Source organism: Nocardia mangyaensis (assembly GCF_001886715.1).
Taxonomy (GTDB): domain Bacteria; phylum Actinomycetota; class Actinomycetes; order Mycobacteriales; family Mycobacteriaceae; genus Nocardia; species Nocardia mangyaensis.
Window position 1 is genome coordinate 4,662,411 of record NZ_CP018082.1, and the last position, 11,134, is coordinate 4,673,544.

The 11,134-nt window shown below is 70.9% G+C and carries 13 protein-coding genes; 3 read left to right on the forward strand and 10 right to left on the reverse strand.

Annotated elements, in window-relative coordinates; all coding sequences use genetic code 11:
- The first annotated feature begins 11 nt into the window (after window positions 1–11).
- Complete coding sequence (locus BOX37_RS21235) at window positions 12–458, forward strand: toxin-antitoxin system HicB family antitoxin (RefSeq protein WP_071929181.1); 447 nt, start codon at window positions 12–14, stop codon at window positions 456–458.
- Window positions 459–462: 4 nt separating this feature from the next.
- On the opposite strand, the gene BOX37_RS21240 is transcribed toward BOX37_RS21235, so the two are convergent.
- The 8 genes from BOX37_RS21240 to BOX37_RS21275 all read right to left on the reverse strand — a co-directional run bounded on the left by BOX37_RS21240 (window position 463) and on the right by BOX37_RS21275 (window position 7,602).
- On the reverse strand, window positions 463–1,662 hold the full coding sequence (locus BOX37_RS21240) for a winged helix-turn-helix domain-containing protein (protein WP_071929182.1): 1,200 nt from the start codon (window positions 1,660–1,662) through the stop codon (window positions 463–465).
- Window positions 1,663–1,702: 40 nt separating this feature from the next.
- Complete coding sequence (locus BOX37_RS21245) at window positions 1,703–2,731, reverse strand: hypothetical protein (protein WP_240504973.1); 1,029 nt, start codon at window positions 2,729–2,731, stop codon at window positions 1,703–1,705.
- Window positions 2,721–3,941, reverse strand: coding sequence for a sensor histidine kinase (locus BOX37_RS21250; protein ID WP_071929183.1), 1,221 nt, complete (start codon window positions 3,939–3,941; stop codon window positions 2,721–2,723). Before BOX37_RS21250 ends, BOX37_RS21245 begins: the two co-directional genes overlap by 11 nt.
- Window positions 3,938–4,612, reverse strand: a complete 675-nt coding sequence (locus tag BOX37_RS21255; RefSeq protein WP_071931743.1) for a response regulator transcription factor — start codon at window positions 4,610–4,612, stop codon at window positions 3,938–3,940. The genes BOX37_RS21250 and BOX37_RS21255 overlap by 4 nt, the downstream gene beginning before the upstream one ends.
- Window positions 4,613–4,726: 114 nt before the next feature.
- The gene (locus BOX37_RS21260; protein ID WP_071929184.1) at window positions 4,727–5,179 is read right to left on the reverse strand and encodes a flavodoxin family protein; all 453 of its coding nucleotides are present in this window, start codon (window positions 5,177–5,179) and stop codon (window positions 4,727–4,729) included.
- An 8-nt stretch (window positions 5,180–5,187) separates the two neighbouring features.
- Window positions 5,188–5,682, reverse strand: a complete 495-nt coding sequence (locus tag BOX37_RS21265) for a hypothetical protein (protein ID WP_071929185.1) — start codon at window positions 5,680–5,682, stop codon at window positions 5,188–5,190.
- Window positions 5,679–6,425 (reverse strand): 4-hydroxy-tetrahydrodipicolinate reductase, encoded by a 747-nt coding sequence (gene dapB / locus BOX37_RS21270; protein WP_071929186.1) that lies wholly within the window; start codon window positions 6,423–6,425, stop codon window positions 5,679–5,681. The genes BOX37_RS21265 and dapB overlap by 4 nt, the downstream gene beginning before the upstream one ends.
- A 70-nt stretch (window positions 6,426–6,495) precedes the next feature.
- Window positions 6,496–7,602, reverse strand: a complete 1,107-nt coding sequence (locus tag BOX37_RS21275; protein ID WP_071929187.1) for an alcohol dehydrogenase catalytic domain-containing protein — start codon at window positions 7,600–7,602, stop codon at window positions 6,496–6,498.
- Between the two features lie 135 nt (window positions 7,603–7,737).
- Here BOX37_RS21275 and BOX37_RS21280 point away from each other — a divergent pair, with 135 nt between their 5' ends.
- On the forward strand, window positions 7,738–8,133 hold the full coding sequence (locus BOX37_RS21280; RefSeq protein WP_071929188.1) for a VOC family protein: 396 nt from the start codon (window positions 7,738–7,740) through the stop codon (window positions 8,131–8,133).
- 14 nt (window positions 8,134–8,147) lie between these two features.
- Here the strand turns inward: BOX37_RS21280 and BOX37_RS21285 are convergent, their stop codons facing one another.
- The gene (locus BOX37_RS21285; RefSeq protein WP_071929189.1) at window positions 8,148–9,359 is read right to left on the reverse strand and encodes an MFS transporter; all 1,212 of its coding nucleotides are present in this window, start codon (window positions 9,357–9,359) and stop codon (window positions 8,148–8,150) included.
- Between the two features lie 93 nt (window positions 9,360–9,452).
- On the opposite strand from BOX37_RS21285, the gene BOX37_RS21290 reads away from it, so the two are divergent.
- On the forward strand, window positions 9,453–9,791 hold the full coding sequence (locus BOX37_RS21290) for an ArsR/SmtB family transcription factor (protein ID WP_071929190.1): 339 nt from the start codon (window positions 9,453–9,455) through the stop codon (window positions 9,789–9,791).
- A gap of 7 nt (window positions 9,792–9,798) precedes the next feature.
- Here the strand turns inward: BOX37_RS21290 and BOX37_RS21295 are convergent, their stop codons facing one another.
- The gene (locus BOX37_RS21295) at window positions 9,799–11,130 is read right to left on the reverse strand and encodes a M16 family metallopeptidase (RefSeq protein ID WP_071929191.1); all 1,332 of its coding nucleotides are present in this window, start codon (window positions 11,128–11,130) and stop codon (window positions 9,799–9,801) included.
- Window positions 11,131–11,134 lie beyond the last annotated feature (4 nt).

The following is an 11,134-nucleotide window of genomic DNA, read 5'->3' on the forward strand; positions in this document are numbered from 1 at the left end:
ACACTGATGTCATGGATCTGAACGCTCACACCGCGCGGCTGCGCGAGGAACTGATCGCCGCCGCTGCTCTCGGCGACGAGAAAACGCAGGCCACCGCCGCCGCCCTGGCCGCCGCGGTGGAGAGCTCGAGCCGGCTCGTGCTGCTCTCGGCACTGTCGGAACTGGCCGCCGAGATCAGTACCGAGCTCGGCGACCGCACCGTGCACATCCGGCTCGACGGCACCGATGCCGTGGCCGACGTGCGCAAGAACACGCCGTCGGGCCCGGAGGAACCACCGACGTTCGAGGAGATGACCGGCGACATCAGCCGGGTGACCTTGCGTCTGGTCGAACAGCTCAAGTCCAGGGCCGAGGAGGCCGCGGCCCAGAACGGGCAGTCGCTGAACTCCTGGCTCTCCGGCGCCGTCTCCGGCGCGTTGCGCGATCAGATGCGCGGCCCGGGCGGCAAGGGCTGGTGACCGGTCACAGCAGCGGCGCGAGATCGCCGCGCTCACCGATCACCACCTCGTCGAGTTCGAGCCAGTCGGCCATCTCCCGCAGGGCCGCGCGCAGTGCGCCCGCGGTCTCCGGAGTGGCGTAACCGGGTTCGGCGAAGGCACCGGGCGCGAGCAGCCTGCCGCTGCCGCGCTCGGCCCGCAGATCGACGCGGCCGACGAGGCGTCCGTCGAGCAGGAACGGGAACACGTAATAGCCGTGCACCCGTTGGGGTTCGGGGGTGTAGATCTCGATCCGGTAGTGGAAACCGAAGATTCGCTGGATCCGGGGGCGGCAGAAGATCAGCGGGTCGAACGGGCACAGCAGCGCGGCGCCGGCGACCCGGCGCGGGGTGCTCGCCTCCGGATGCAGGTAGCCGGGCGCGTCCCAGCCGTCGACGTCGATGGGCACCAGCTCACCCGCGTCGACCAAGGCGGCGATCGCCGGGGCACTCTGGCGGCGGTGCAGACGGTAATAGTCGCGCAGGTCCGATTCGGTCGCGATACCGAGCGCGCGGCTCGCGCGGCGCAACAGCTCGCGCACGGCCTCGTCCTCGCCGATCTCGCGGCCGCGCACATCGGCGGGGACGACCCGTTCGGTGAGGTCGTAGTGGCGCGTGAATCCGACCCGGCGCGCGGTGGACAACTCCCCCGCGGCGAAGAGTTGCTCGCACAGCATCTTGGTGTCGCTGAGGTTCCACCAGGTGCCCTTGGGGCGGAGCTTGTCCAGTTCGAGGTGACGCTCGATCTCCCCGGCGCTCGCGGCGCCGACCTCGGTGACCACATCGAGAATGTCCTTGCCCAGGGTGGGATTGCGCTCGACGACCTTGCGCATCCCCGACCAGCGCCCGTGCCGGTACTTCGCCATCCGCCAGCGCATCAGCGGCCAGTCCGCGACCGGGATCAGCGCCGCCTCGTGCGCCCAGTACTCGACCAACCCACGCCGAGCCCGCGGGCTGTCGCTCCAGGCCGCGCCCTCGAGCAGGGTTCGGTCGTAGGCGCCGATCCGGCTGAACACCGGCGCGTAGTGCGCGCGCACCACCGCAGACACCGAATCCAGTTGCAGCAGACGGGTTCTGGCGACCACATCGAGCACCGCGCGCCGATTGGGTTTGGCCGGTCTGCGCTTGCCGAAACCCTGGGCGGCCAACGCGGTCCGCCGGGCCGCCGCCGCATTCATCCGCTGCATCGGCTCAGCCTCGCACAGGGGTCCGACAGGAAATCCGGGCTCAGGTGGAGACGTGCACGGCACCCGCGGTGTCGATCTCGGTGCGCCGGTCTCCGGTCGGCGCCGCCGCCAGCACGGTCGCCACCCAGCGCCTGCCCACCGGCAGCACCCGCACGGTGACCGTGCCCGCCTCGGCCGTGTCGAGTTCCTCGACGGCGGCGTCGATCACGTGGTGGCGCACCCATTCCGGCACACCGAGGAAGCCGCCGTCGTCGAGCAGGGTCACCTCGACACCGCGTGATCGTGCCCTGCGGGCGGCGGTGCTCAGCCGCTCGGTGGCCAGGTCGGGCGCGCGCAGTCCGTCGCGCAGTTCGGCTTCGAGCAACCGGCACTGCTCGCGTTCGGCGTCGGTGAGCTGGGCGCCCTCGGCGATGCGCGCCAGCACCGGCCGGGCCATCCGGTCGAGCCGGGTCAGTTGCCGGTCACGCTCGGCGGTGGCCGCGGCCAGTGCCGCCTCGGTGGCCGCGCGGCGATTGGCCTGGCTGCGCAATTCGCGCAGGGACCGCTGGGTGGGGCGCACGATCGCCATGAACACCGTGACCGCGCCGACCGTGGCGACCGGGGTCAGCGCTCGCACCACGGTCTCGGGGTGCCAGGTGGTGAACGCGCCCATGGTGACCAGCACCGTCCCCGTGGCGAGCACCCCGCACCAGGCCGAGACGATCCGACCACGCAGGACCAGCATCGACAGCAGATACGACGTCGGATACGCCGTCCACAACTGGTGGGCGAAGCTGGTGGGGTTCTCGACCCACGGCATGGTCAGCGCCACCGAGACCGGCCCGGCAGCGGCCACATAGGCGGTCGCCGGCCACGGCAGCGGGTCCACCGGGAAGACCAGCACCACCAGTGCCGCCACCGCCATCAGTACGAGGGCGACGAAGGCCAGCGCGGGCGGCGCGATGTCGAAGTTCACCCGCATGTACATGACGATGGTGACCTCGAAGATCACCACGAACAGCCACGCCATGCCGTCGCTGAGCCCGAACAGATCGCGCATGCCCAGCGGCAGGTCGCGCTCAGCCGTCACTGGCCCACACCAAGGTCACGACGGTGCCCGCGCCCGGCGCCGACTCCACGAACGCCGCCCCGCCAGCCAGGGCGCGCATCCGGCCCAGGATGCTGCCCGCGATGCCCATCCGGTCGGCCGGTACCCGAGCGGGGTCGAAGCCCGCGCCGTCGTCGGAGAGCACCACCCGGATCCCGCCGGTGGCCACGGTCACCGACACTCCGCGGGCGGCTTGCCGGGTCGTCAGGTCGGCGTGGCGCAGGCTGTTGCGCACGGCCTCGGCGAGCGCGGCGCCGAGCACCTGCGCCGCCTCGATCGGCAGGCACAGGTCGGCCCCGCTGTGCGAGGACACCTGCACGGGAAGGTCGGGCCCCACCTCGCGCACCGCGTCGCGCAGGAATTCCACCGTGGCCACGGCGTCGAAGTGGTCGAGTTCGGGCGCGCTGCGCGAGTGTTCGAGCTGGTCGAGGGTGCGCGCGGCCTGGTCGCGCAGTACCGGCGACGACCGCTCGGCGCGCGAGGCCTCCAGGAGCGTGGAGAGCACGCCGTCGTGGATGAGCGCGGCGAACCGGGCGGACTCGCGCTCGCGGGCCGCCGTCGCCGCGACCGTCGCGGCCCGGAGGCGCTGCTGGACGGCCTCGCGGTCGACCCGTTCGGCCGAGGACCTCGCGTAGACGACGCACCACAGGAACAGCGCGGCCACGCCCAGTGCCCGAGTGACGTCACCGACCGCCGCCCACCCCGAACCATCCGGGACGACAAGGGTGTTCGACACACTGGTCGCCACCGCGAGCACGACCGCGAACCCGGCCGCGATCCCGCGCGGCCAGGCCAGTCCGGCTGCCAGCACGCCGAGAGCGAGCCCGCGATACGGCCAGGACGCGAACGAACCGATGTCGATCACCGAGTACACCAGCGGGGTCACCAGCGTCGCCGCGAAGTAGCAGAGCGCGGCCGCGGCGGCGACCCGGCCGATCGCGGCCACCGGACCACGAGCCGACACGATCGCCAACGGGGCGAACAGCGCGTAGGCGGCCATCAGGTGCAGCTCGGGCCACATCGTGGGGTTGACGGGCTGGACCAGGACCGCGGGCAGTTCCAGCGCCATGACCAGCATCGCACCGATCCCGATGACGATGCCCAGCCTGCGCAGGATCTGATCGTTGGCCGCGCGGGCGAGTTCGGTGTCCCCGACGAGCGCGGGCGCCGACGCGACCGCGACACCACTCACGTGCGCTGCTGCCGTTCCGGCACGGGCAGCCACCCGTCCTCGACGGCCCGCTTGTACAGATCGGTCTTGGTGGGGGCGGGCCGGCCGGCGTCGGCGTACTTCTGCCGGATCCGGCCCAGATAGTCGTTGACGGTCTGTTCGGACAGTCCGGTCAGCCGGGCGACGCGCGAGGCCTTCTCCCCCGAGGCGTACAACATCAGCACCTCCTCCTGGCGCGGGCTCAGGCCGACGTCGGACAGCTGCGGATCGCCGTCGATGGCGGCGGCCCAGTCGGTGGTGACCACCTGCTCGCCCGAGGCGGCCCGGCGCACTGCCTCGACCACCGTCGCCACGCTCTCGGATTTGCGCAGCACCCCGAGCACACCGGCCTTGGCGGCCGAGCGCACCAGGAAGGCGTTGTCGGCACCGGTGAACACCAGCACCTCGATGCCGCGTTCGCGCAGCGCGGTGACGTTGTCCTCGGGACTGGAGCCGTCGGGCAGGCGCAGGTCGAGCACGACGAGATCGAGATCGGTGGTCTGGGCGAGCAGTCCGCTGACCGATTCCGCGGCCGCGACCAGATCCAGATCGGGTTCGGGTCCGAGCATGGCGGCCAGCCCGATCGCCACGGACTCGTGGTCCTCCACCAGCCCGATCCGCCGCACCGCCTGCGTTCGCGTCACTTCGCTCACCGACCATTCCCCGTCCTCGAACACCCACCGCGGCCAGCCCGCAACCCGTCGGTGTCGAGTTCTACCGCATCGGGCGCCCGCGTGTCAGCCCACCAGAATTCGGGGCCTCGACCACTACCCCATCAGACCTGCGGCGACGCTGGCCCCCAGCTCCCAGCATTTCTCCAGATCAGCCTTCGTGGGTGGCCCCGAGACCACCACCGCGGCGGCCGCGGGCTGCCAGCCCAGCCCGGTGGTGATCCGCTCCACGCCCTTCTCCGCACCCTCGGTGCCCTCGTTGCCGTGGACGTAGAGCCCGAACGGCCGTCCCCTGGTCGAGTCCAGGCACGGGTAGTAGATCGTGTCGAAGGCGTGCTTGAGCGCGCCGCTCATGTAGCCGAGATTGGCGGGGGTGCCGAGCAGATAGCCGTCGGCGTCGAGGACGTCGACGGCGGTGACGGCCAGCGCGGCCCGGCGCACCACCTCCACGCCCTCGATCTCGGGGTCGCCCGCCCCGGCCAGGACGGCTTCGAACATCGCCTGGGTGTGCGGCGAGGGGGTGTGGTGGATGATCAGCAACCGGGCCATGGGCTCGCCTACTCTCCGGGGTCGCGGTCCAGCTTTTCCAGGGCGACCGCGCGGCGCATCGTCTCGCGGGCGCGGGTTCGGTCGCCCGCGTAGTCGTAGGCGCGGGCCAGCCGGTAGGAGCTGCGCCAGTTGTCCGGGTCGGCTTCCCACTCGGTCTTGATCTCGGCGAACAGGGCATCGGCCGCGGCGCGTTCGATCCGGCCCGAGGGTCGGCGCGGGAGCTCGGCGGTGTCGACCTCGAGTCCCTCCTCGTGGATGCGCCGGGCCAGGCGCTGGTGGTCGAAGGCCGCGCGCAGTGTCGCCCACACGATCCACACGCCGACGACCGGCAGCAGCAGCATGCCGACACCCATCGCGATCCCGGCGAATTCGCCGTCGGCGATGAAGGCGATGGCCACACTGCCCAGGCGCACGAAGTAGAAGACCAGCGCCAGGACCAGGAAGGCCACGAACGCGACGATCGTCACGACCTGCCGGTCGGGTCGTGCGGCGGCCGGACTCACAGATCCAGGAACGGGTCGAGCCCGACGGTCAGGCCGGGACGGCCGGCGATCTCGCGCACGCCCAGCAGCACACCGGGGGCGAAGGAGTTGCGGTCGATGGAATCGTGCCGGATGGTCAGTGTCTCGCCCTGGGTGCCGAACAGCACCTCTTGGTGCGCGACCAGCCCGGCCAGGCGAACCGAATGCACCCGCACGCCGTCGACGTCGGCGCCGCGGGCACCCTCGAGCTCGGTGGTGGTGGCATCGGGACTCACCCCGACCCCGGCCTCGGCACGGGCCGCCGCGATCAAGGCGGCGGTGCGGTAGGCGGTGCCCGAGGGCGCGTCGGCCTTGTTCGGGTGGTGCAGCTCGATCACCTCGACCGATTCGAAGAACCGGGCCGCCTGCTCGGCGAAGCGCATCGACAGCACCGCGCCGATGGCGAAGTTCGGCGCGATCAGCACGCCCACCTCGGGCCGCTGCGCCAGCCAGCCGCGAACCTCGTCAAGGCGGGTCCCGTCGAAGCCGGTGGTGCCGACGACCGCGTGGATCCCGTTCTCCACCAGGAACTTCAGATTCCCCATCACCACATCGGGGTGGGTGAAGTCGACGACGACCTGCGTACCGGTCTCGGTGAACACCGTCAGCGCGTCGTCCTTGTCGACCTGCGCGACCAGCTCCAGATCGCCCGCCGCCTCCACGGCCGCGCAGATCGCCTGCCCGACCTTGCCGCGTGCGCCGAGCACTCCGACCCGAATGGTCACCCGTATCTCCTCGTCTCGATTCCGCTTGTCCTCAGCCTATCGAGCAGCGGCGCACGCCCCGGCGGCGAGGTCAGTCGAACACGATCACCTGGCGCAGCGCCGCGCCCGCCGCGAGGTCGTCCATCGCCTCGTTCACCTGATCGAGGCCGATGCGCGCCGAGACGAGCCGTTCCAGTGGCAGCTGGCCGGCGCGCCACCGCCGCACGTATTCGGGGATGTCACGGGCCGGCACCGCCGAGCCGAGGTAGCTGCCGATGATGGTGCGCCCCTGGGCGACCAGCGCCAGCGGGGAGATGGTGGCGGTGGCGGTGGGCGCGGGTAGCCCCACCGTCACCGTCACGCCTCCGGGAGCCGTTGCCGCGACGGCGGTTTCGAAGGCGCGCACATTCCCGGCCGCCTCGACCACCACGTCGGCCTGCACGCCCTGCTCGGCGATCTCGACCGGAGTGAACGCCGCGGTGGCGCCGAACTGGCGGGCCAGGGCGAGTTTGTCGGGCACGGTGTCGACCGCGATCACCTCGCCGAGCCCGAGCGAGACCGCGACGAGCACCGCCGCCATCCCGACCCCGCCCAGCCCGACCACCATGATCCGGTCGCCCGCACCGGGTTTCGCCGCGTTGAGCAGGGCGCCGCCACCGGTCAGCACCGCGCAGCCGAGCACCGCGGCCACCTCGGGCGGCACATCGTCGTCGACCGGCACGACCGAACGCCGATCGACCACGGCATGGGTCGCGAAGCCCGAGACGCCCAGGTGGTGGTGGACTTCGGCGTCGTCACGGCGTAGTCGCCGACCGCCGCCGAGCAGTTCACCGGCATTGTTGGCCACACTGCCCGGCCCGCACGGGGTGCGGCCGTTGCTCGCGCAGCCCGCGCACTCGCCACAGCGCGGCAGGAAGGTCATCACGACTCGCTGCCCCACCGCCACATCGGTCACTGCGGCGCCAACCGATTCGACGATGCCGGCCGCCTCATGACCGAGCAGCATGGGCACCGGACGCACCCGATTGCCGTCGACCACCGACAGATCCGAATGGCACAGCCCCGCCGCTTCGATCCGGACCAGCAGTTCCCCCGGTCCCGGCTCGGCCAGGTCGAGCTCGCACACGGTGATCGGCTGCGAATCGGCGAACGGCGCCGGATCGGCGACGCGTTCCAGGACGGCTCCACGAATCCTCATGGGCGCGACGCTACCGCGAAGCGACCGTTGCGCGACCGCGGTTGCGGCGCTAACGTCGATCGCGGTGATGGTGCTCCTGTTGGCCGCCTCGTACCGAGCCCAGGGTCGGTGCCATCATGAACAGGGAGAAATCCTTTGTCAGTGCAGTTCAATCACACCATTGTCGGATGTCACGACAATCGCGAAACCGCCGAGTTCTGGGCGGACATCCTCGGGTTGGACATAGGAAAAGAGGCGGGACCTTTCATTCCGATCCCCCTCGCGCACGGTGCCGTCTTCGATTTCGCGCGCGTGCCACCGCATATTTCCGAGATCCAGCCGCAGCACTACGCGTTCCTCGTCTCCGAGGCCGAGTTCGACGCGGCCTACGCCAAGATCCAGCGCTACAAGCTGGACCATTGGGCCGATCCCCAGCAACACGGGATCAACGAGATCAATCACCACGACGGTGGTCGCGGCGTCTATTTCCTCGACCCCAACGGTCACTTCCTCGAGTTGATCACCGTCCCGTACGGCGGCTGGCCCGCGTAGTCACCCTGTCGAGGTCAGGCCGCCTTCTTCGCGGCGGCCCTGCTCCCCCACACCCCGATCGCCGCGGCCGAGACGCACGCCATGGCGACGATCACGATGAACCACGGGAACACGGTCGCGATCCCCCAGGTCGTCGCCGCCCAACCCGCGGCCAGGGTCGGCAGGGCCAGTGCCGAATAGGCGAGCAGGTAATAGGCCGACATGGTCTCGCCGCGGCGATGCGGCGGCACGACCTCCGACAGGTGCCGCAGCGAACCGCCGAACCCGAGACCGAAGGTGGCGCCCAGTACCAGCCCGGCGATCAACACCACGGCGGGCTGTCCGGTGGCCAGCGCGGGCACGGTGGCCAGCAGCGCGGCGGCCATCCCGAGGTCACCGAGGATGGCGGCCCGGCGTGCCGGGATGCCGGTGGCGAACAGCTGCGCCAGCGCCCCGGCGAGCGCGGTGCTCGCGACCACCACACCGCCGAAGACCAGGTTGTGCACGCCGGTCTCGGCCGCGGCCAGCGACGGGTACAGCGACAGCAGCACGCCCAGTACCGACCACGCCGACATCACGCCGATCGCCGCGAACCAGAAATCGGCCCTGATCTCCTGCGGCACCGCTGGCTTCGCGATGGTGATGCGTCCTTTCGACCGGGCGGTGTGCGGTTCTCGCAGCGCGAGAATGCCCGCACCCGCGATCAGGCACACCACCGCGATCACCACGTACGGCGTGCGCAGCGGCCACGGCGCGTACTGCGCGAGCACAGCCGTTCCGAGCACGGTGATCGCGATGCCGACATTGAACGCCACGCCGGTGAGCTGCCCGGAGCGCGCACCGCGCTCGGGACGCAGATCCAGCAGGGCGGCGGCGCCTGCGACCACCGTGGCGCCGACCGCCGCACCGTGCAGCGCTCGCGCGAGCAGCAGCATGGGCACCGAATCGGCGAGCAGGAACACGATCAGACCCGCGATCATGGTGACGAAGGCGCCGATCATCACCGGTTTGCGGCCGACCACGTCGGAGAGCCGCCCCGAGACCAGGACCGCGCCCAGCGCGGCGACCGCGTACACCGCGAAGACGGCGGTCGTGGTGAGCGGCGACAGCTGCCATTCGGTCTCGTAGATGCCGTAGAGCGGTGCGGGCGCCCCCGACACGCCGAGCGCCACCGCGCTCGCCGCGAGGACCAGGCCGTAGGCCCAGCGCTGACCGGCTTCGACCGGCGCCATCGTTGTCGCTGCCATCGCAGCCCCTATCACCAGAGTTTGATCACCATCGAACTTGCCTGAGACTACCGCTGGGTATGATGGCTATCAAACCCCCGAGTGAGGTAGATCATGACCCAGGCTAAAGATCTTCCCGTGGCGCCGACCATACCCGTCGCCGGACTCCCCGCTGTCCTGGGTGCGCTGCACGACCCTGTCCGGCTCGAGATCGTCCGGCGCCTCAGCAATGCGGGCACGCCGGTGCGCTGCGCGGCCCTCTACGACGCGATCAACAAATCCACCGCGACCCACCACTTCAAGATCCTGCGCGAGGCCGGCGTGATCGAGCGCCTGACCATCGACGGCCAGATCTGCCAGCGCCTGCGCCTCGACGCGCTCGAGGACGCGGTCCCCGGCCTGCTGCCCGCGATCGTCGCGGCCGCCAATCGCGCGACCGCCGAGTCCGGCTGACGCCGACTCAGGACTCGACGAGCTTGCGTACCGAAGCGGGCAGATCCCGGGTGCGCTGATACGGGCCGGCCACGCACGCGCCGTACGGGCGCGCGAGCAGCGTGCGCGCGATCGCGCTGACCTCGTCGGTGGTGACGGCGTCGATGCGGGCCAGGGTGGCCGAGACGCTGCGATGATTGCCGTAGCTGAGTTCGCTGCGCCCGATCCGGTTCATCCGGGACGCGGAGTCCTCGAGCCCGAGCACCAGCCCGCCGCGCAGCGACCCCTTCGCCCTGGCGCATTCGGCGTCGGTGACCCCGTTCGCGGCGACATCGTCGAGTACCCCGCGCGCCAACGACGCGACCTGGGCGAGGTTCTCGGGCTGGCAGCCCAGATACACCGAGAACGCGCCGGTGTCGGCGAAGGTGTCCACGCTCGAGTACACCGAGTACGCCAGTCCGCGTTCTTCCCGGATCCGTTGGAACAGCCGCGAACTCAGGCCACCGCCGACGATGGTGTTGAGCACCGACAGCGGCCAGCGCTGCTGGCCCTCGTGCCTGCCGAAGGCCCGGACGCCGAAGGCGAGGTGGGTCTGTTCGCTGTCCCGATTGATCCGGACCAGACCGGGCGCGGCCTTGGCGCGGAAGACGCCCTCGCGGCGCGGGGCCGGTTCGGCGCCGGGGTCGAGGTGCGCGGCGAACGCGCGATGCACCAGTTCGACGGTGCGTTCGTGGTCGACATTGCCCGCCACGGCCACCACCATCCGCTCGGGACGGTAGCGGCGCTGGTGGAATCCCCGCAGCTGGGCGGCGCGCATGCCCTCGATGGATTCGATGGTGCCGATCACCGGGCGCCCGATGGGGTGGTCGCCGAACATGGCGGTGAGGAAGGAATCGGCGACCAGGTCCTCGGGGTCGTCGTCGCGCATCGCGATCTCCTCGAGCACCACCTGGCGTTCGACGTCGACATCGACCGCGCGGCACAGCCCGTTGAGCACCACATCGGAGACCAGTTCCACGGCCAGCGGCAGGTCCTCGTCGATGACGTGGGCGTAGTAGCAGGTCTGTTCCTTGGCGGTGAAGGCGTTGAGTTCGCCGCCGACCGCGTCCATGGCCTGGGCGATGTCGAGGGCGGTGTGCGCCGGAGTCGCCTTGAACAGCAGGTGTTCGAGGAAGTGCGCCGCGCCCGCCACGGTGGGGCCCTCGTCACGGGATCCGACGCCGACCCAGACGCCGATCGAGGCGGAGCGCACGCCGGGCACGTGTTCGGTGACCACGCGCAGGCCGCCGGGGAGCACGGTGCGACGCACCCCACCGTCGGTGGAGACGTCCTCAGCGGAGGTGGTACCGGATTCGGTCAACTGT

Excerpts from the sequence above, each read along its gene's own strand:
- BOX37_RS21235 (WP_071929181.1), top strand. The coding sequence starts at position 12 with ATGGATCTGAACGCTCACACCGCGCGGCTGCGCGAGGAACTGATCGCC.
- BOX37_RS21240 (WP_071929182.1), bottom strand. The coding sequence starts at position 1,662 with ATGCAGCGGATGAATGCGGCGGCGGCCCGGCGGACCGCGTTGGCCGCC.
- BOX37_RS21260 (WP_071929184.1), bottom strand. The coding sequence starts at position 5,179 with ATGGCCCGGTTGCTGATCATCCACCACACCCCCTCGCCGCACACCCAG.
- BOX37_RS21275 (WP_071929187.1), bottom strand. The coding sequence starts at position 7,602 with ATGAGGATTCGTGGAGCCGTCCTGGAACGCGTCGCCGATCCGGCGCCG.
- BOX37_RS21285 (WP_071929189.1), bottom strand. The coding sequence starts at position 9,359 with ATGGCAGCGACAACGATGGCGCCGGTCGAAGCCGGTCAGCGCTGGGCC.
- BOX37_RS21290 (WP_071929190.1), top strand. The coding sequence starts at position 9,453 with ATGACCCAGGCTAAAGATCTTCCCGTGGCGCCGACCATACCCGTCGCC.